Below are 18,557 nucleotides of genomic sequence, written 5' to 3'. Positions count from 1 at the left end.
CTCGGCATGACCCCGCGCTTGGCGCCAACCAAGCAGGCTTGACGAGTGCGCCAACGCTGCCTCACGTCCGGTCCAACCGATTCATCTTCCCTCACTCCCTCAGAAATCTTGCGATGCACAAAGCGTCTCGATCTCCAGTCATTCTGATCACCGGGGGCGGCCGCGGCGTTGGCGCGGCCACAGCGCGACTCGCGGCCGCGCAAGGCTACGATGTGGCGATCAGCTACGTCCATGACCCATCGGCCGCCGCTTCGGTCGTCTCGGATGTCAAAGCCGCAGGGCGGCAAGCGCTGGCCGTGCGCGCGGACAGCGCAGATCCCGAGCAGGTGACGCATCTGTTCGCAGAAATCGATCGATCGTTTGGGCGCATCGACGTGCTGGTGAACAACGCAGCCATCCTGCAGAAGCAATGCCGGCTCGAGGATCTCGACGTTGCGCGATTGCATCGCGTCTTCGCCGTCAACGCCATCGGTCCGATCCTGTGCGCACAGCAGGCGGTGAAGCGCATGTCCTACCGCCACAACGAGAAAGGCGGATCGGTGATCAATGTCTCGTCTGCAGCGGCCCGGCTTGGCAGTCCCAACGAGTATGTCGACTACGCCGCATCAAAGGGCGCGCTCGAGACCTTCACCATCGGCTTCGCCAAGGAGGTCGCCCGCGAGGGCATCCGCATCAACTGCGTTCGCCCGGGGCATATCTACACGCAGATGCACGCGAGCGGTGGCGAGCCCGGCCGAGTAGACCGTGTCAAGGACTCGATCCCGATGGGCAGAGGAGGTCAGCCCGAAGAGGTGGCGCGAGCGATCTTGTGGCTGGCCAGCGCCGAAGCTTCCTTTGTCACCGGCACATTCCTGGATGTGACGGGCGGCAAGTAAAGAACGCGATTCAGCGCCGCGCGCGGCTTTCGAAGCCATGCGCAGCGTAGCGCAGCCGTCCCCCGACGACGCTGGCGAGAATACGGGGAGCTCCTGGGGCGGCGTCATCCACCAGCAAGAGATCTGCCCGGTGCCCGGCCTTCAGACGCCCTCGATCGGTCAACCCGACCGCCGCGGCTGCATTGAGCGAAACCATGCTCCATGCCTGCGCGAGTGGCAGCACTTCGCGCCGCGCGAGCTCGAACGCCGCGAGAAAGGGGGACGGGTAGTAGTAGTCGGACGTCAGCACGTCGCACAAGCCCTTGCGGATCATGTCCTCGGCACCCGGCGCGCCCACGTGGCTGCCACCGCGCAGCACATTCGGAGCACCAAAAACGATCAGGTCGCCCGATGCCCTTGATTCCCTCGCTGCGCCTTCGCTCAGCGGAAACTCGGAGACATTGCAGCCCAGAAGACTCAGGCGCCGCCGCTGCTCCGCATCCGGATCGTCATGCGACGCAACGCTCAGCCCTGCACGCCTGGCTGCCGACACCAGCTGCTCCATGCCAAGCGCCATCGGCGGGATCTCAGCGGCAGCTTCGACGCGCTGAACGAAGGTTCTCACGTCGCATTCCGCCCGCTCGGCGAACCGGGCAAGTTGCACGGGATCTTCAAGCTTGGCGGCCAATTGCGGCCAATGATCATTGACAGAAAAGAACTGGATTCGGCCAGCCTCTATCCACTGATGCGCGACTCCCCACCCCTGGGTGAATCTGGCTTCCAGGCGCAGATGCACCCGGTGGTCCGCGCCCAGCTCGGTGCGGCGGTCCTGCAAAGTCTGGAGCATCTGCTGTGCTACGGGAACGCTTCGTAACCCACCTTCCCATGAGATGGTCACGCCGTGGTAGGCCGTGGTGATGCCGTTGCCCAGAAGTTGAATATCGACGTCCTTTAGCGCTGTCGCGTAAGGCATTTGCACACCCGGACGAGGCCTGATCGATCGCTCGAACGCATCGCCATGGATGTCGACGATGCCAGGCAGAACGAGAAGGTCGCCGGCGTCGAGGAACACGTCGGAAGGTGCGGCCTGCTGAAGCAATGTCCGGTCGACTTTGAACGAAGCCGGCGCCACACCCGACGGCGTCAGTACACGTGTCCCCTGAATGCCGGCCAGCGGAGGAGTTGAGTGGGTCTCGCGCAGCATGCCGCGATGCTACCTGAGCTCCCACGCGAGGGAGCCGGGCAGCGTGACCGCGCTTCAGTGGCCGGGAATCATCCAGTGCAGATGGTTCTGCTGCAGCCAGACCAGCACCCCGAGCAGCAGCGTCAGGAAGATGCTGTGCTTGAAGGTACGCGCCACGATCGCTCCCTCCTTGCCCTGCATCCCCGTGGTGGCCACGCCGCAGGCGACGCTTTGCGGCGAGATCATCTTGCCGAACACCCCGCCGGTCGAGTTCGTCGCGGCCATCAGTGTGGGACTGAGACCCAGCTGGTTCGCCGCCACGACCTGCATGTTGCCGAACAGCGCGTTCCCCGAGGTGTCGCTGCCGGTGAGGAAGACCGCGATCCAGCCGAGGAAAGCCGACACGAACGGAAACCATGGACCCACTGCCACGATGCCCAGGCCCAGGCTGTATGTCATGCCGGCATAGTTCATCAGGTACGCGAGCCCGATGATCATTGCGACGGTGGCGACTGGAACCGCGGTTTGCCTAAAGGTGTCTTTGGCGGCGCCGAGAACATCCTTCAGCGACAAGCGCATGACCATGGCCGAGACCAACGCCGCCACCAGCAGTGCGGTGCCGGTGGTCAACGGCTGGAAGGTCCAGACCGCCGGATAGGGCTTCTGATAGACCGTGATGAACACCGCCTTGTCGAGCCCGGGCCAGGGTACGGAAATTTCACCGATCTTTCCGAGGTTGGCGACGGTCCATCCCACGGCGATCACCGCAACGATGAGCCAGGGGTACCAGCTTTGCCGGCCCGTGACGCTCGTTCTGGCAATGCTCGCCCGGTCGATATTGACGTGGTAGTTCGCATCGGGGGCGGGCTTCCAGTATTGCAGGAACGTCATCGTCACCAAGATCGCCACGATCGAAGCCAGCACGTCGCAGATCGCATAGCTCAGGAAGTTTGCCGCGAGGAACTGGGTGATGGCAAAGCTCCCTCCAGCGACCAGCGCGAGCGGCCATACAGCGCGCAGGCCCTTTATCCCGCTGTAGATCGTGAGCACGTAGAAGGGCAGCAGGAAAGCGAAGAACGGAAGCTGGCGGCCTGCCATCTGGCCGAGCTCCGCGGCGGGAAGCCCGGTGACTGCAGCCAGGACGGTGATGGGTAGGCCCATGGCACCGAACGCCACGGGAACCGTGTCGAAGATGAGCATGAAGACCAACGCATCGAGCACCGGAAACCCCAGCGTGACGAGCAGCGCGGACGTGATGGCGATGGGTGTGCCCGTGCCCGCGACAGCCTCCAGCAGCGAACCGAACAGGAAGCCCACCACCAGAAGAACCACCCGCCGATCATTCGGCACGTTGTCGAGCACCCAGACGCGAAAGGCATCGAGGCGTCCCGCGCGTATCGTCATGTTGAACAGGAAGATCGCGGCAACCACGACCCACATCACGGGCCATACTGCGAGCACCGCCCCGAGGGCCACGGCGTTGAAGGCCATTCCCACCGGAAATTGCCAGCCGAACACTGCAACTGCCAGGCCGACCCCAAGTCCTGCAATGCCCGCTTGCCAGCCAGGTCGCCGGAAAACGCCAAGCATCAGCAGCACAGTGATGATGGGAAGGGCCGCCACGATGAAGGTGGGCAGCAGTGATCCGCCGATCGGAATCGTCAATTGATGAAACATCTTGTCTCCTGAACCCGCGCACTCACGCGAGCCCGCTTTGTCGTTTGTTGTCAGTGCGCTGCGCGGCCGCCGGTGGACTGCGCGTAAATCTCTGAGAGCATGGAAAAGTAGTGCTCGAACGGTGGTGTCTTGGCTCCGGGCACCTTGGCTGCGTCATCCCATCTGCGCAGCCGCATGGCGTCTGACGCAAAGGGCCGGCTCTGAAAGGCATCCGCCTCGTCCTGCGTGTAGGTCCCGCCTTGCAGTTCCAGGGTGTGGATCGACAGCGGACTGAGCTTCGAACGGTAGGTCGGGTCGATCGCACACAGACATCGCTTGGCCTCGACATGCAGTCCGATCGGATCGACCACTGCGCTCGGGAAGACAGGGCGCAGAAACGGAAGCGCCACGTACTGATGAAGGTCGTCGCCCGTTCCAAAGGGTGACACTCCGTCCGTGCGCGGCGCCCCATCCGCCTCCTGTTTGCTCATTCCGATCAGGTGCCCCAGGTCGTGCAGGAAGGCCGCGACGATCAGCGCCCGATCAGCTGCTTCGGATTCGGCAAGGTAAGCTGTCTGCAGCGCGTGCTCCAGTTGGGTGACATCTTCATTGCCGTACGCCCTCGAGCCGTATGCGTCGAACAACGCACGAATGTCCTCAAGCTCCAGTGCCATGCTTGCTCCTTGGTTTCAGGTTTTGGAACGAGCGATGCTATTTTTCGGAGCTGCTTGGTATCAATCGATTTAAGTTGGGACAGGGCTGTGAGTTTTTCTGAACTTGGCGCTGTGCACCATCGGCGTGTCGCCTAGCTCGCAGCCTCAGGCATGGTGTTGCCGACGTCTAACAGCCAGGCGCAGAACGAGTCGACTGCGGCGTCACCCTGGGTCCGCTCGGGGGAGTACCAAAAGTAGCTTCTGGCAGGCAGCGCGCACTGGGGCATGACGTACTGCAGGCGCCCTTCATGGATGTCGTCTGCCACCAGCGCCGTGGGGCCGATGGCAACGCCCACGGCATTGACGGCCGCTTGAATCGACAGGTAGAGGTGCTCGAAGGTCAGCTCGCCACGGCCCTGGACGGTCTGGCTACCCGCGGCCGAGAACCAGTTGGACCACAGCGCCGGCAGGCTGCTGGCGTGAAGAAGCACATGCTGCTTCAGATCGTCGGGCTTGTGAATCGGTGAGCGTCGCAACAACTCCGGTGCCGCGACGGCGATTCGTTGCTCGTCGAGGAATCTCCCCGAGCGAAAGCCATGATGGCTTTCCGGGCCGCCGGTCAGGAACACCTCGAAGTCATTGACACGCGGCGGCATCGCATCGGCAGCGATCGACAGCCGGATCTCGATGTCTGGATACCTTCTCTGGAAGTTCGGCAATCTGGGAATGAGCCAGCGCATCGTGAACGTCGGCAGCGATTGCACGCGGATGATGCGGGTCGTTCGTGGATGCCGGATCTGGTCGGCCACCGAAGCAAGGCCGTTCAACATGGCATTGACTTCGGTGTGAAACCGCATGCCGTCATTCGTGAGCTGCAGGCCACGCGGCAATCGCAGGAACAAGGCGGTGCCGAGCCATTGCTCGAGCAACTGAATCTGCCGGCTGATCGCGCCATGGGTGACACACAGCTCGTCACCCGCCTTCGTGAAGCTGAGATGGCGGGCGGCGGCATCGAAGGCCTTGATGGAGTTCAGCGGGGGAAGAGCGCGCATGGCAGTGACTGAGGGTGGTCCAAAAAGCATACATGGGTGGGTCTCCACAAAAACTCACTCGGCTTGTGAGCAAAGGTCGATTGATCGCGAAGCACCTGCAAACCCACAATGGCGCCCTTCTTCCATTTGCGCTTCGCCGGCCCAGCACCACGCAGGGCCACCCCGATGATCCACCTGCTCAACCTTCTCGCCGCGATCGCTCTGCTCGTGTGGGGCACAAGCATCGTGCGCACCGGTGTCATTCAAATCTTTGGTGCCAACTTGCGCGGCGTGCTTGCCCGCAACCTGAAGAACCGCTTCCTGGCGATGCTGGCCGGCATGACCGTGACGGGCGTCGTCCAGTCGAGCACGGCCACCGCGGTGCTCATCTCGTCGTTCGTGGGAAATGGCCTGGTCGGCCTTCCGACCGGACTGGCCGTGATGCTCGGCGCGGAGGTGGGCACCAGCCTGATGGCGGTCGTCTTTTCCTTCGACCTATCGTGGCTCTCGCCCATGCTCGTTCTCGTGGGCGTCGTGCTTGTCACCGGCGCTGGAAAGCGACCGAGCGGCCGCGTGGGGCACGTCCTCATCGGGTTCGGGCTGATCACGCTTGGGCTGCAGCTGATCGTCACGGCAACGCAACCTCTGCTCGGCTCCTCGACATTCCGCAGCCTCGTGCTGGTCTTGCCCGACGATGTGATGCTGGAGATCATCGTCGGCGCCCTGCTGACGATGGCGACCTATTCCAGCCTTGCCTTCGTGCTTCTCAGCGCGACGTTGTCGGCATCGGGGGTCCTGCCCATGCAGATGGCGTTGGGCCTGGTCCTGGGTGCAAACCTCGGCAGCGGGATCCTGGCGATGCTCACCAGCTCGGGGCCGCGTGCGGTCCGACTGCGGCTTCCCCTCGGAAGCCTGCTGTTCAAGCTGCTCGGATGCGCAGTGGCGGTGCCCATGTTGCCCCAGATCGAGCTCCTGCTGCAACAGAACATCGCGAGCGCACACGCCCAGGTGATCGCATTCCACCTGGGGTTCAACGTCGTGCGAGCCCTGTTCCTGATCGGACTGACGGGCCCGATGGCCAAGGTCGTCGAGATTCTCTTGCCGACGCCCTCCTTGCCGGTCGGCGAGATTCGCCCGAGGCACCTTGACCCCGGCGCCCTGGCAACCCCCTCTCTCGCGATCAGCTGCGCGGCTCGCGAAGCCTTGCACCAGGCCGACGTGGTGGAGGCCATGCTCGCGGGAATCCTCCCGGTGCTGCGCAACGCCGACCTCACGCTGGCCGAGCAACTGCGCAAGATGGACGACACCGTCGACGAGCTCTATTCGGCCATCAAGTTCTACCTCACGCAGATTTCCCAGGATGCCTTGTCCGAGCAGGAAGGCCGCCGCTGGTCGAACATCGTCTCCTTCACCATTCACATGGAGCAGGTCGGCGATGTCATCGAACATGTAGTCCAGGACATCGAGGACAAGCAGATCCGCAAATCCAACCGCTTCTCGGATGCCGGCATGGCGGAGATCGTGGACCTGCACACGCGACTGATCGCGAACCTGAGGCTTGCGATGAGCGTATTCCTGGATGGCCAGGTACGCGACGCGAAGAAGCTGCTCGAAGAGAAGGCCCGCTTTCGAGATCTGGAGCACGCCTACGCCGTCAACCATCTGGCCCGGCTTCAGACGCAGACGACCCAGAGCATCGAGACGAGTTCACTGCACCTGGACCTCATCAGCGACCTGAAGCGGATCAATTCGCACATCTGTTCCATTGCCTATCCGATCCTCGAGGCGGCCGGAGCCCTGACGAAAACGCGCATTCGCCATTCGCATGTCGGGCTGGCAGCCACCTCCAATGAACCCGTCGCCTGAACGGCGTGCAAGCCTTGACAGCCGCGCACAGCACATGACCGAACTCGAAGCAGCGTCTCCCTTCGCCTCCAACAAAAACTGCACCTTCCTCGATGGCGTTCTCGCGACGGCCCGCCAGCGCGGCCGGCGGAAGATCGCCATGGTCTTTCCCTGTGACGCAAATGCACTTGAAACAGGCTGTCGGCTGATCGAGGAGCAGATCGCCGACGTGAGCTGGATCGGCCCCCGGGATCGTCTGCTCGACCTCGGCGCGCGCCAGGGCATCGATCTTCAGCAATCCGAAATCATCGACACAGGCCCTGGCGCGGCAGAAGCCGCTCAGGCGGCATGCAGGCTCGCGAGCGCGGGAGACGTCGACATGTTGATGAAGGGGTCGCTGCATACCGATGAACTGATGCGGGCCGTTGTTTCCCGCACCAGCGGCATGCGGACGTCGCGGCGCGTGTCCCATGCTTTCGTGCTGCAGGTGCCGGGCCGCCCATCGCCGCTGATCATTTCAGACTGCGTCGTGAACGTGGCGCCCGCCTTGGCCGAGAAGGTGGAGATTCTTGAGCATGCGGTCCTTTTGGCAAGAGCACTCGGCATCGCGCAGCCGCACGTCGCTGTCCTTTCCTTCACCGAATCGGTCCTGCACGGCGCCCCCAGCACACTCGATGCCGCTGCCATCGCCAAGATGGCGGAACGCGGGCAGATCAGGGATGCGGTGGTGGATGGTCCATTGGCCTTCGACAACGCCATATCGATGGCTTCTGCGACTTCCAAAAGCATCGAATCGCGAGTCGCAGGCAAGGCCGACATTCTTCTGATGCCGAATCTCGAAGCCGGCAATGCGGTCTACAAGTCCCTCGTCTACATGGCCGGGGCCTCCTGCGCCGGCGTCGTCCTGGGAACAAGCCGGCCGGTGATTCTCACCAGTCGCACGGACAGCCTGGCATCCAAGGTGTATTCCGCGGCCCTGGGAAGCCTGTTGCTGGATGCCGAACCTCACGGGCAATGAGGAAGGCGCATCCCCATTTTCGAGGCGGTGACGAGCCTGGCAAGAAGGAGCACACCATGAGGCAGATTCTTGTTTACGGGGACAGCATGGGTTGGGGCATGGTTCCTGGCACCCGCGAGCGATACGCTTTCCATCAGCGGTGGCCAGGAGTGCTGGAATCCGAACTTCACAAGGCGGGCGCCCGCGAAGTCCGTGTGGTGGAAAACTGCCTCCCGGGACGAAAGACGCTTTGGGACGACCCGTTTCGGCCGGGACGAAACGGCGCCGCGGGTCTTGGCGAGGTCATCGAGATGAATTCGCCGCTCGAGTTGGTCGTCATTCAACTCGGCACCAATGACTTCCAGGCTCCCTCCGACATCAAGGCATGGGGTGCGGCCCTGGGCGTGGGCAGGTTGGTCGACATCATTCGCCAAGCGCCCTTGGAGCCCGGGATGCCGTGCCCTCGGGTCCTGGTCGTCGCTGCGCCAGAGATCATCCAGCCAAAGGGTGCCAACGAGAGGAAGTTCGAGGGTGCTGTCGAACGCAGCAAGGGCTTTGCCGCCGCACTGAAGGAGATGGCGATCTCGAAATCGGTGCACTTCTTCGACCTGAACGCCGTCACGGGCCGCAGCGATATCGATGGTATCCACCTGGACTCGAGGCAACACGACTCGATCGGGCGTGTGATCGCGCCGCTCGTGCACGAGATCTTGCTCACAGCGCCAGAAAATGATGCACCTCGGGCTGCGCAGGCCCCGTGTGAAAGCGCAGCGCTTCGGCCTGCAGGTCTGCGTCGGCCTGCGACACCCGGTGGTGCTGGCGCAGGTGCTCGGCCCACGATTCGACGAGGAACCACTCGATGACCCGCTCCGGGTCGACCGTGTGCACATGGATGCCCCAGGCATACGCGCCGTCGCGGCGGCGCTCCAGCGACAGGCGCTTCATCACCTCGAGGAAAGCCGCGTGGTCTTCCTTGTGGATGCGGTATTCGACCTGGATCATCACCGGCCCGCGATCGTTCGCGACGGGCTCGGCCAGCAGCGGCTCGGGCCAGTGGTTGGAAGGCTGCAGGTCGGCGTCGCCCCTGGGCAGCTTGACGCGGTGGAACAGCAGGCCCGCCACCACCAGCCCCGACGCGCCCACCGCGAGCGTGCCCGGCACGCCGATCGTCTGGGCCACCAGGCCCCAGCCCAGGCTGCCCGCGGCCATCGCGCCATTGAACACCGTGAGGTACACCGCCAGCCCGCGGCCGCGCACCCAGTTCGGCAAGATCGACTGCGCCACGCCGTTGAGCGTGGTCAGCGCCACGATCCAGCCCAGCCCCAGCACCAGCAGCAGCGCCACGGCCAGCCATTTCGGTGGCGCGAAAACCAGGCTGCCCATCACCGCGGCGGTGAGAAGCGCGGCCAGCAGCAGCATGCCGTCGGCGTCGAGCCGGGTGCGCAGCCGCGGCATCACCAGCGCGCCGCCGATGGCGCCCGCGCCCACCGCACCCAGCAGCACGCCGTAGAAGTCGGCGCCGCCGGCGAGCATCTGGCGCGCCACCAGCGGCAGCAGCGCCCACACCGAGCTCGCGAACAGGAAGAACACCGCAGCGCGCAGCAGCACCACGTGCAGCTCGCGGCTGGCGCGGGTGTAGCGCAGCCCCGCGCGGAAGGCGCCGAAGAAGTTTTCCGACAGCGCGCTGTCGACCGCCGCCGGCCGCTTCCACCACAGCAGCGCCGCGATCACGAACGCGTAGCTCAGCACGTCCAGCCCGTAGGTGACGGCCGCGCCGAAGCTCGCCAGGAGCAGCCCGCCCGCGGCCGGCCCGATCGAGCGCGCGATGTTGATGCCCAGCGAGTTCAGTGCGACCGCGCCCTTGAGGTCCGCCCGCGGCACCAGCTCGGGCACGATCGCCTGCCAGGTCGGCCCCATCAGCGCCGCGCCCACGCCGCCGACGAAGGTCAGCGCGATCAGGTATTCGACCGTCAGCGCGCCGGTCTGCGCCAGCAGCAGCAGCGTGCCGCTCACCGCGGCGAGCACCAGCTGCACGAAGACCAGGAAGCGGCGCCGGTCGAGGATGTCCGACAGCACCCCCGCCGGGATCGCCAGCAGGAAGACCGGCAGCGTGGCCGCCGTCTGGATCAGCGCCACCGCCGCCGGGCTGGCCGACAGGTCGGTCACCAGCCAGGCGCTCGCCACGTCGCGCATGAAGCTGCCGATGTTGCCCAGCACGGTGGCGACCCAGAGCACCGCGAAGACCCGCTGCCGCAGCGGGGCGAAGGCGCCGGGCGGCGTCGCCGGCTTCGCATCGATGCGGGTTTCAGACATGGGCACGCTCGCGGAAGTCGTGCCAGGCGACGAGCACGAAGCCGCCGACCAGGCCCAGGTGTTCGAAGAAGGCGTTGGCCGCCATGAAGCGCCCCTGCCCCGGCGGCATCTCCCAGAAGCGCAGCGCCACGAAGGTGGCCATCAGCGTGAACAGCGCAAGCGCCAGCGCGCCCAGCCAGCGCAGGCGCCCGGCGAGGATGAGCGCCGCGGCACCCAGCTCCAGCACGATCACCGCGATCGCCAGCGGGGCGGCGGGCGAGAGGCCGAAGTGGTTCATCTCGGCGACGGCCGACGGGAAGTCCAGCGCCTTCTGCAACCCGCCCTGCAGGTAGGCCGCGCACAGCAGCAGCAAGGCGATCCAGCGAAGTACGGGCGAAGCGGTCCAGCGCATGGTCATACCGCCCAGCACGCGCAGCCGAGCGCGCCCCAGAAGCTCTTGAGGTCCGACACCGGCAGCGTGCTGCTCCACGCCGTCGCGTGCTGGTGGCCGTGCACATTGCAGTTGTTGGCGCAGCCGCAGGACATGGCGGCCTGGCGCATCGCCTTGCGCAGCGGCGCGCCCTCCCGGTCGCCCCACGCGCCATAGCCGCCGTAGCGGCGCACCGGCGACCAGTCGGGCATGGCCGGCGGCGGCGCGCCTTCGTCGTGCGGCGCAAAGGCGCCCGCCGCATAGACCACCTTGCCGCCCACCATCGTCAGCAGCGCAGTCGTGTCCGCAATCTCGGATTCGGGGCAGTGGAAGAAGTCGCGGTCCGGCACGATCAGGTCGGCGAGCTGGCCTGCCGCGATCCGCCCCTTCTTGCCTTCCTCGTTGGAGAACCAGGTGACCTTCTCGGTCCACATGCGCAGCGCCGCTTCACGGTCGAGCAGGTTGCGCTGCGGCGTGATCTGCAGGCCGCCCACCGTCTTGCCGGTGATGAGCCACGACAGCGACACCCACGGGTTGTACGAGGCGACGCGGGTCGCATCGGTGCCGGCGGAGGTCTTCACGCCCTTCTCCAGCAGGCGCTTGACGGGCGGCGTGGCCTCGGCCGCGGCCGCGCCGTAGCGCTCGACGAAGTACTCGCCCTGGTAGGCCATGCGGTGCTGCACCGCCACGCCGCCGCCCAACGCGGCGATGCGGTCGATGGATTTTTCCGAAATGGTCTCGGCATGGTCGAAGAACCAGTTCAGGCCCGCCAGCGGAATGTCCTGGTTCACCTTCTCGAACACATCGAGCGCGCGGGTGATGGTCTCGTCGTAGGTGGCATGCAGGCGCCAGGGCCAGCGGTTCTCGGCCAGGATGCGCACCACCTCCTCGAGTTCGCCTTCCATTTCCGGCGCCATGTCGGGCCGCGGCTGGCGGAAGTCCTCGAAGTCGGCGGCCGAGAACACCAGCATCTCGCCCGCGCCGTTGTGGCGGAAGTAGTCGTCGCCCTGCTTGTACTTCGAGCTCGCCGTCCAGTTCAGGAAATCCTGCTTCTCCTGCTTGGCCTTCTGCGTGAACAGGTTGTAGGCCAGGCGGATGGTGAGCTGGCCGGCGTCGGCGAGCTGCTGGATGACCTGGTAGTCCTCCGGGTAGTTCTGGAAGCCCCCGCCGGCATCGATCGCGCCTGTGACACCCAGGCGGTTGAGCTCGCGCATGAAGTGGCGCGTGGAGTTGAGCTGGTACTCGATCGGCAGCTTCGGCCCCTTGGCGAGCGTGGCGTAGAGGATGGCCGCATTCGGCTTCGCCAGCAGCAGGCCGGTGGGGTTGCCGCTGGCATCGCGCGTGATCTCGCCGCCGGGCGGTTGCGGCGTGTCCTTGGTGTAGCCCACGGCGCGCAGCGCGGCACCGTTGAGCAGCGCGCGGTCGTACAGGTGGAGGATGAACACGGGCGTGTCCGGCGCCACCGCGTTCAGCTCTTCGAGCGTGGGCAGGCGCTTCTCGGCGAACTGGTGCGCGGTGAAGCCGCCCACCACGCGCACCCACTGCGGCGCCGGCGTGATCGCCACCTGGCGCTTGAGCATCGCCATCGCGTCGGCCAGGCTCTTCACGCCGTCCCAGCGCAGCTCCAGGTTGTAGTTGAGGCCGCCGCGGATGATGTGCAGGTGGTTGTCGATGAGCCCCGGCAGCACGGGCCGGCCCCGGAGATCGATGACGCGGGTGGCGCGGCCGGCCAGCGGCAGCACGTCTTCCGAGCGGCCCACGCGGAGGAAGCGGCCGTCGCGGATGGCCACCGCGCTCGCCATCGGGTTGGCGCGGTCCAGCGTCGTGATGCGGCCGTTGTGCAGGATCAGGTCGGGCGTCTGGGTGTCGGACATGGCAGCCTCGATCGAGTCGGTGGTTTGCGCGAGGCCCGGGGCCGCGAGCGTGGCGCCGAGCGCGCCGAGAAAGCGGCGGCGGCCGGGGTTGGAAGAAGAGGAAGATGTCACGCGCTGCGCTCCGGGCGGGTCTTCAGCCTTCGTGCGCGCCGAACATCGTCTTGGCGTAGGTCACGCCCAGGCCGTAGGCGCCGCCCACCTTCTTCGCGATGCCGGTGGTGAGGTCGTACGTCTCGCCGCGGGCCCAGTCGCGCTGCAGCTCGAGCAGGTACTGCATCGCGGTCATCGGCTGCGCGCCGGCCTGCACCATGCGATCCATCGCGCGGTTGTGCGCCTCGGTCGACACGTCGCCGCAGGCGTCGGCGATCACGTACACCTCGAAGCCCTGGTCGAGCGCCGACAGCGCCGGGCCCACGATGCACACGCTGGTCCACAGGCCCGCCAGCACGATGCGCGGCTTGCCGATCTCGTTCACGCGCTCGATCACGGCGGCGTCTTCCCAGGTGTTCATCGAGGTGCGGTCGAGCATCGCCTGGCCGGGGAAGGCCTCGGTGATCTCGCTGAACATCGGGCCGGAGAAACTCTTTTCGGCCACCGTCGTGAGGATGGTCGACACCTTGAAGCCTGCGGCCGCCTGCGCCACCAGCGCCGCGTTGTTGCGCAGGGTCACCGCGTCGATCGAGTGCGTGGCAAAGGCCATCTGCGACTGGAAGTCGATCATCACCAGCGTGTGGTCGGCCGGCTTGAGCAGCTTGGCGCCGGGGGTGGGGGTGGCTTTGACATTGACGGTCATGGGGAGCTCCTCTGTTCAGTGCGTGCGTTGAAGGCGGAAGAAGCAGGTCAAATTATTGAGACCTTCGACCTCCGTTGGAATTCGATCGAATTCACAATCTGCTTCGGGCTTCGATCCCCTCGGCATGGGCGCAATCATGGCGAGCTCCCGACCCGTCGCCGACGAAATCTTTCGGCGTCCATCATCGAATTTTTCGAACATTGCCTTTCATCTGCAGGACACGCGCATGCTCAAGCTCACTCTTGAAGCCATCGAACTCGTCGACGCCATCGCGCGCCACGGCTCCTTCGCCGCTGCCGCCTTGCGGCTCAACAAGGTGCCATCCACCATTTCGTATGCGGTCGGCAAGCTCGAAGAGCAGTTGGGCATGCTGCTGTTCGAGCGCAGCGGGCCGCGCGTCACGCTCACCTCTGCCGGCGACGAGATGCTGAAGGAGGGCCGCTGGCTGCTCACCGCGGCGGGCGACCTCGAATCGCGCATGCGGCAGATCGCCACGGGGTACGAGTCGGAGCTGTGCCTGGTGCACGATTCGGTCATCCCCACGCAGGCCCTGACGAGCGACATCCGCGCCTTCGAAGGTTTGCGCTGCGGCACCCGGCTGCGCATCGGCTGCGAAGCCCTCACCGGCGCCTGGGAAGCCTTGCGAGAAGGCCGCGCCGACATCGTCATCGCCGCGGGCGAAGGTCCTGCCGGCGGCGGCTACCAGGCCGCACCCGTGGGCAGTATCGACTTCGCCTTCTGCGTGGCGCCCACGCACCCGCTCACTCGCCTGGGCAGGCCGCTGCAACGCGGCGACCTGCTCCACTGGAACGCGATCGTGGTCGGCGACAGCGCCCGCACGCTGTCCGACCGCACCGTGGGACTGCTCGCGGGGCAGCCGCGCATCACTGTGCCGAGCATGGCGGCGAAGATCGCTTGCCAGATGGAGGGGCTGGGGCACGGCTATCTGCCGCGGGCGTGCATTGGGGGTGAGCTGGCGCGCGGGACGCTGGTGGAATTGGCGACCGAGGAGCCGCGCGCGGCGGAGTCGTTTTGGCTGGCGTGGAAGACGGGGGCGGAGGGAAGGGCGTTGCAGTGGTGGCGGGAGCGGTTGAATCGGGCGCTGGTGCCGGCGCTGCTGCCGCGGTCTGTGGGGGTGTGAGTGTCGAACGGTCAGACGGGGACGTGAGTCTTTGCCGATGGCGGGGTGTGGCACTTTTAGTCGTCACACGCGAAGTCGCTGGAATGCGCTTCGTCACGTTCTGAATCGGGTGGGGCGCAGAGGCTGGTGCGTCTGGGCTACTTCCGCTTCAGACTGGTTGGAGCCTTTCGCACTGACCGTATCGGGCGACGGCAATACCGCTCTGAGCTGACGTAGTGCGCGTCGGATTCGACGGCCTGAAGAGGACTGTCTCTCGACTGGCGCAAGAGCCCAGCTTGCAGGAAGCGCGGAAGCGCAGCCCTCGAAAACAGTCCAAGCGCGCTTATCCGACGCGAGAGTACGGGTAGGCGTTCTTGATCTGGTAAGCCAAGAATTGCCCCTTTGAGCCCGCCTGCATTAGTTGCTCATAGAGCGCCTGCGTCACGTTGTAGTACTGATAGACAGCACCGGTCTTGAACTCCACCTCCAATGTCTGTGACGGTTCGTCGTAGCCGATTGCAATGATTGTGGATGACGCTATCAGTTCTCGGTTCATACTTCACCTCCCTGGGGTTCTGGTGCATCTTGGACTGGAACTCGCACGATGCTAAGGTCTCGCGTGACTGCGAAGGTTCTTTGCGCTCGCCAAGAGGCCACGACTCGGTCGTATCCCTCTGCGACTCTCTTATTGGCCCAGGCTTCGGACACCTTGGGGTCGGAACTCTTGGGACGTTGCTCAGGAAGGGGCAGCGTTACACGGCATCGCACTGGCAGCCTGGCTGCTTCTCCCGCCACGATTGCTTCCCCTGTTCTCAGCACAGGCAGCAAGTCCACCAGTCCGCCCAAGTTGTCGGGAAGCGCGCCCTTCACGCGGGCACGGTCCTCAGGATTTGACAAGCGCAGCGCAAAGATCGTGCCGCACTGCGACAGAATCGTTTCATCGACCTCGGCGGGGCGTTGGGAAACCACCATCGCGCCGATCCCATACTTCCGCCCCTCCTTGGCGATCCTTTTCACTATGTCTGCCGCCGGTCCGTCTTCCTTGGCACCGGTAAGGTATCTGTGCGCCTCTTCCATCACGACCAAAAGCGGGCGGTGGATTCCCCCTTCGGTTTTCTCGCGGCTCCAATACAGCGCCTCGTAGACGATTCGTAAAATGGAGCCGACGAGAGTCGTCAACACCGAACTTGGCACGCCCGACAAATCAAGAATAGTGACCGGCTTTTCGTGCCCCAACCAGTCGTCCAGAAGCCTGTCTAGGTCGGCTTCGACGGTTCCATCCAACTGGGGTTCCCACGGACCAGGATGCAAAATGAAGTCGAATCGATGATCCAGCAGCCGTGACCGCATCAGATTCAATTGCCGTCGAATCCCCTTCGCCTGCTGATTTAGGAACGGACCAGCAGCACCCATCGCCGCCGGGGTGTACCTTGGGGGGGTCAGAGTTGCCGGGTCGCCGGCCTGTTCCAACGCCGGCTGGTCTCGCTGAGGTCCATTGAGAGTCCGCATCTCGAAGTCGATGAGGTCGTGCCAGCATTGCTTGAGGCTGAACGGTACTGGGCTATCAACGGTGAGTGATTGAGGGTCCAATCCGGGGAAGTTGGTCGCCGCGAGTACCGCGGCCTTCATGTCCTGAATCTTGTCTGTGAAAGCAATTTCCTGGTTCTCGGTCAATCCTCCTGCAACGAAATTCAGAAGGTCTCTCGATTGCAGTGCCCAATAAGGCACGAACAGCGGGCGTTCGCCGGGCTGGGGTGTGGCGCTGTACACGCGGGCGAAGTCGGCCAGCGCATGCGTGTACTCGCCGTGCAGATCCAGGAGAAGGATTCGAGATGCTGGAGCGCCACCATCCTGATTTGGACGGACTACGGAACGCAACAAGCTTGCGACGGTTGTCGATTTTCCCGAGCCGGTTGACCCCAGAATGGCAGAGTGTCTGGTGACCAGGGCATCCAGCGACAGCTTGACGGTGATGCTTTCGGAACTGGACAGGGTGCCTATAGCGATCTGGTCAAGGCCCTCGCTCCCATATATGCGCCTAAGGTCTGCCTCGGTAACGATGTGCACCGCGTCATTGATCGACGGCAGCTGGCTAAGTCCGCGTTCGAAGCTCTGCCCCAGCGCCTCTCCAGCGAGTTCCACCCTCATCCAACGTCCGCCGCTACCTGCCTTTGAGTCTGCTGATGCCCCAACCTCGCTCACGATGCCGAAGAGATCCTGGTATCCCTGAGGAATTCGGACGAACCCCCCGACCTGAGCAACGCGGTACATATGCCCTTCAATCAGAGCAATGCCTGACGCTAGAGATTCAGCGAGCGACACGGTGACCGTTGGACCTGAAACAGAGGTCACCAAACCGAGGAACGTCGGATCCTTGGCGCTCACGCTTTCGTTTCCCCCGCATTCGCTACGGCGACTGCAACGACCGTTGGCGCTCCTCCGCCCAGCGCAGCAACGGCGGCGTCGGGTGCGGCTTGGGCACTCATATCAGTCGCCTGGGCAAGGGCGCAGAAGCGAGTGAGAAGCGCAAAATCGCCAAGCAGAAACGTATTCTGTTCCCCTGGCCACTTGGCTCCCCAGAAGGTGGCTCGAATGTCTTCCCAGTTCTTCGGAGGATCGCCGGGACGCCACATTCCCTTGACGCCCCCAATCACGGCACCGTCGGACGCGTACACCGAAAGGTTGGGACGTTCATATGCCAACTTGCAGGCAGGCTCCTCAGATGCCAGCGGCATGTACTGGAAGGCCATCACCGAAGCGTTCGCATTCATGGCAAGCGCTTCGTCCAGCACGGCGCAGATATGTGCATCGCGAAACGAGAACCCAGACGTGAGCAAGATGCTGTCAGGCGTCAAAAGAAACTGACGCAGGCGTTCGAACAAAGCTGAATAGGGCTGCTTCTGGGTCAACTCGTACTTAAGGTGATCGGGGTAGACGAGTTGCGAGGCTGCCCGTCCCCGTCCACGCACGACCGAGTCGCCCTCCAAAGCCCAGCCCAAGGAGCCGTGCAATTTCCAGAGTCGTGACCACCTTGGCGGCAGATCATCGCTGGCGACGCTCACCGGATCAAAGAAAGGCAGATGTCCCCCCGTGAATCCGTCGAAGTAGGATGCCCGCGATCGTTCGAAAGCCTCTTCGAATAGAAGGTCGTAGTTGGTTGTGAAAATTTCGACCGCATGCGCCCGAAGCGTTCCGCTCACCCACGCGACCAACTCCGTGTAGGGATTTCGCTCCTTGGGCAGAGGAGCGCCAACCACTTCTCCAATCTTCTTGCACACCTCCGCGCCGAGCGCCTTGTAGCCTTCGGAGTCAAGCCCGTGCACTTGTGCAGGACCCAGCGCCTGTTGCAAGAGTCGAATGCGGGTAAGGATCGACTCGATGTTCGCGGCAGCACCAAGTTCCGCGCGAATCGCCTGGGCAGCGGCTTTTTGTTGCCCGACCAAAGTTTCAATTGCTTGGGTTGTCAAAGCCTCTACGCCAGGCATCAACGAGTGCCCGCCTTTGAACACCAACGTACCAGCATCATTCACACGAAGCGACATCGGTGCTCCTGCGCCGACCAGCAGACCGATGCGCTTCCGCCCTTGGGACAGGATCTGTCTGAGGTCCGACATGAAGCGGTCAGGGTTGTGGAAAGTGTTCAAGCGGCTCCTATGTAATCTTGTTCGTAACGATATTCTGCGCGACTCAAGTGTGAAGAGGCTCCTGCAGGCGATCCAGTTGAAGGGCTCCTCTGGTCACCTCGGGACTGCCTGGTGTTGATAGCTGTCGGCCTCGCTGTCGCTGATCGGCAGGAGACGCTGCCGAACTGACGGAAGGCGGTCGATGC

Annotated in this window: 15 protein-coding genes and 1 pseudogene; 5 read left to right on the top strand and 11 right to left on the bottom strand. The window is 64.3% G+C overall.

Features of this window, described 5'->3' with window-relative positions; all coding sequences use genetic code 11:
* Nucleotides 1-113: 113 nt before the first annotated feature.
* Nucleotides 114-875, top strand: a complete 762-nt coding sequence (locus E5CHR_RS29645; RefSeq protein WP_162583970.1) for an SDR family oxidoreductase — start codon at nucleotides 114-116, stop codon at nucleotides 873-875.
* Nucleotides 876-885: 10 nt separating this feature from the next.
* Here the strand turns inward: E5CHR_RS29645 and E5CHR_RS29640 are convergent, their stop codons facing one another.
* The 4 genes from E5CHR_RS29640 to gcvA all read right to left on the bottom strand — a co-directional run bounded on the left by E5CHR_RS29640 (nucleotide 886) and on the right by gcvA (nucleotide 5,398).
* Nucleotides 886-2,058 (bottom strand): alpha-D-ribose 1-methylphosphonate 5-triphosphate diphosphatase, encoded by a 1,173-nt coding sequence (locus E5CHR_RS29640; protein ID WP_162583331.1) that lies wholly within the window; start codon nucleotides 2,056-2,058, stop codon nucleotides 886-888.
* A 54-nt stretch (nucleotides 2,059-2,112) separates the two neighbouring features.
* Nucleotides 2,113-3,714, bottom strand: a complete 1,602-nt coding sequence (locus tag E5CHR_RS29635) for an L-lactate permease (RefSeq protein WP_162583330.1) — start codon at nucleotides 3,712-3,714, stop codon at nucleotides 2,113-2,115.
* 50 nt (nucleotides 3,715-3,764) lie between these two features.
* Nucleotides 3,765-4,367 (bottom strand): HD domain-containing protein, encoded by a 603-nt coding sequence (locus tag E5CHR_RS29630; protein ID WP_162583329.1) that lies wholly within the window; start codon nucleotides 4,365-4,367, stop codon nucleotides 3,765-3,767.
* Between the two features lie 131 nt (nucleotides 4,368-4,498).
* Nucleotides 4,499-5,398 carry a transcriptional regulator GcvA gene (gcvA, locus tag E5CHR_RS29625; protein ID WP_162583328.1) on the bottom strand — a complete coding sequence of 300 codons (900 nt, stop codon included), beginning with the start codon at nucleotides 5,396-5,398 and terminating at the stop codon, nucleotides 4,499-4,501.
* A 165-nt stretch (nucleotides 5,399-5,563) separates the two neighbouring features.
* On the opposite strand from gcvA, the gene E5CHR_RS29620 reads away from it, so the two are divergent.
* From E5CHR_RS29620 to E5CHR_RS29610, 3 genes and pseudogenes are all read left to right on the top strand, one after another.
* Nucleotides 5,564-7,243, top strand: a complete 1,680-nt coding sequence (locus tag E5CHR_RS29620; protein ID WP_162583327.1) for a Na/Pi cotransporter family protein — start codon at nucleotides 5,564-5,566, stop codon at nucleotides 7,241-7,243.
* Nucleotides 7,244-7,277: 34 nt separating this feature from the next.
* A complete protein-coding gene (locus tag E5CHR_RS29615) occupies nucleotides 7,278-8,240 on the top strand; it encodes a bifunctional enoyl-CoA hydratase/phosphate acetyltransferase (protein WP_162583326.1) in 963 nt (320 codons plus the stop codon).
* Nucleotides 8,237-8,815: pseudogene (locus E5CHR_RS29610) on the top strand (SGNH/GDSL hydrolase family protein); the annotation flags it as partial. The gene E5CHR_RS29615 and the pseudogene E5CHR_RS29610, both read left to right, overlap by 4 nt.
* Before the next feature lie 118 nt (nucleotides 8,816-8,933).
* Here E5CHR_RS29610 and E5CHR_RS29605 read toward each other — a convergent pair.
* The 4 genes from E5CHR_RS29605 to E5CHR_RS29590 all read right to left on the bottom strand — a co-directional run bounded on the left by E5CHR_RS29605 (nucleotide 8,934) and on the right by E5CHR_RS29590 (nucleotide 13,608).
* Nucleotides 8,934-10,532 (bottom strand): MFS transporter, encoded by a 1,599-nt coding sequence (locus E5CHR_RS29605; RefSeq protein WP_162583325.1) that lies wholly within the window; start codon nucleotides 10,530-10,532, stop codon nucleotides 8,934-8,936.
* On the bottom strand, nucleotides 10,525-10,923 hold the full coding sequence (locus E5CHR_RS29600; protein ID WP_162583324.1) for a DoxX family protein: 399 nt from the start codon (nucleotides 10,921-10,923) through the stop codon (nucleotides 10,525-10,527). Before E5CHR_RS29600 ends, E5CHR_RS29605 begins: the two co-directional genes overlap by 8 nt.
* A gap of 2 nt (nucleotides 10,924-10,925) precedes the next feature.
* Complete coding sequence (locus E5CHR_RS29595; protein ID WP_162583969.1) at nucleotides 10,926-12,815, bottom strand: amidohydrolase; 1,890 nt, start codon at nucleotides 12,813-12,815, stop codon at nucleotides 10,926-10,928.
* Between the two features lie 133 nt (nucleotides 12,816-12,948).
* Nucleotides 12,949-13,608: a hydrolase gene (locus tag E5CHR_RS29590; protein WP_162583323.1), complete on the bottom strand. Its 660-nt coding sequence runs from the start codon at nucleotides 13,606-13,608 to the stop codon at nucleotides 12,949-12,951.
* A 226-nt stretch (nucleotides 13,609-13,834) separates the two neighbouring features.
* On the opposite strand from E5CHR_RS29590, the gene E5CHR_RS29585 reads away from it, so the two are divergent.
* Entirely contained in the window at nucleotides 13,835-14,749 is a 915-nt protein-coding gene (locus tag E5CHR_RS29585) for a LysR family transcriptional regulator (RefSeq protein WP_162583322.1), read from the top strand.
* Nucleotides 14,750-15,071: 322 nt separating this feature from the next.
* Here the strand turns inward: E5CHR_RS29585 and E5CHR_RS29580 are convergent, their stop codons facing one another.
* The 3 genes from E5CHR_RS29580 to E5CHR_RS29570 are packed head-to-tail and all read right to left on the bottom strand — an operon-like array spanning nucleotide 15,072 to nucleotide 18,372.
* The gene (locus E5CHR_RS29580) at nucleotides 15,072-15,284 is read right to left on the bottom strand and encodes a KTSC domain-containing protein (protein ID WP_162583321.1); all 213 of its coding nucleotides are present in this window, start codon (nucleotides 15,282-15,284) and stop codon (nucleotides 15,072-15,074) included.
* Nucleotides 15,281-17,113 carry an ATP-binding protein gene (locus E5CHR_RS29575; protein WP_162583320.1) on the bottom strand — a complete coding sequence of 611 codons (1,833 nt, stop codon included), beginning with the start codon at nucleotides 17,111-17,113 and terminating at the stop codon, nucleotides 15,281-15,283. Before E5CHR_RS29575 ends, E5CHR_RS29580 begins: the two co-directional genes overlap by 4 nt.
* Nucleotides 17,110-18,372: an SIR2 family NAD-dependent protein deacylase gene (locus E5CHR_RS29570; RefSeq protein WP_232062237.1), complete on the bottom strand. Its 1,263-nt coding sequence runs from the start codon at nucleotides 18,370-18,372 to the stop codon at nucleotides 17,110-17,112. Before E5CHR_RS29570 ends, E5CHR_RS29575 begins: the two co-directional genes overlap by 4 nt.
* Nucleotides 18,373-18,557 lie beyond the last annotated feature (185 nt).

The sequence above is a fragment of the Variovorax sp. PBS-H4 genome (genome assembly GCF_901827205.1).
In the GTDB taxonomy this organism is placed as follows: domain Bacteria; phylum Pseudomonadota; class Gammaproteobacteria; order Burkholderiales; family Burkholderiaceae_C; genus Variovorax.
The sequence above is the reverse complement of the archived record's forward strand: the minus strand, read 5'-3'. Positions and strand labels throughout refer to the sequence as shown.

Coding starts and splice junctions, on each gene's coding strand:
- E5CHR_RS29595 (WP_162583969.1), bottom strand. CDS start 12,815: ATGTCCGACACCCAGACGCCCGACCTGATCCTGCACAACGGCCGCATC.
- E5CHR_RS29645 (WP_162583970.1), top strand. CDS start 114: ATGCACAAAGCGTCTCGATCTCCAGTCATTCTGATCACCGGGGGCGGC.
- E5CHR_RS29590 (WP_162583323.1), bottom strand. CDS start 13,608: ATGACCGTCAATGTCAAAGCCACCCCCACCCCCGGCGCCAAGCTGCTC.
- gcvA (WP_162583328.1), bottom strand. CDS start 5,398: ATGCGCGCTCTTCCCCCGCTGAACTCCATCAAGGCCTTCGATGCCGCC.
- E5CHR_RS29580 (WP_162583321.1), bottom strand. CDS start 15,284: ATGAACCGAGAACTGATAGCGTCATCCACAATCATTGCAATCGGCTAC.
- E5CHR_RS29620 (WP_162583327.1), top strand. CDS start 5,564: ATGATCCACCTGCTCAACCTTCTCGCCGCGATCGCTCTGCTCGTGTGG.
- E5CHR_RS29635 (WP_162583330.1), bottom strand. CDS start 3,714: ATGTTTCATCAATTGACGATTCCGATCGGCGGATCACTGCTGCCCACC.
- E5CHR_RS29600 (WP_162583324.1), bottom strand. CDS start 10,923: ATGCGCTGGACCGCTTCGCCCGTACTTCGCTGGATCGCCTTGCTGCTG.
- E5CHR_RS29585 (WP_162583322.1), top strand. CDS start 13,835: ATGCTCAAGCTCACTCTTGAAGCCATCGAACTCGTCGACGCCATCGCG.
- E5CHR_RS29615 (WP_162583326.1), top strand. CDS start 7,278: ATGACCGAACTCGAAGCAGCGTCTCCCTTCGCCTCCAACAAAAACTGC.
- E5CHR_RS29630 (WP_162583329.1), bottom strand. CDS start 4,367: ATGGCACTGGAGCTTGAGGACATTCGTGCGTTGTTCGACGCATACGGC.
- E5CHR_RS29640 (WP_162583331.1), bottom strand. CDS start 2,058: ATGCTGCGCGAGACCCACTCAACTCCTCCGCTGGCCGGCATTCAGGGG.
- E5CHR_RS29605 (WP_162583325.1), bottom strand. CDS start 10,532: ATGTCTGAAACCCGCATCGATGCGAAGCCGGCGACGCCGCCCGGCGCC.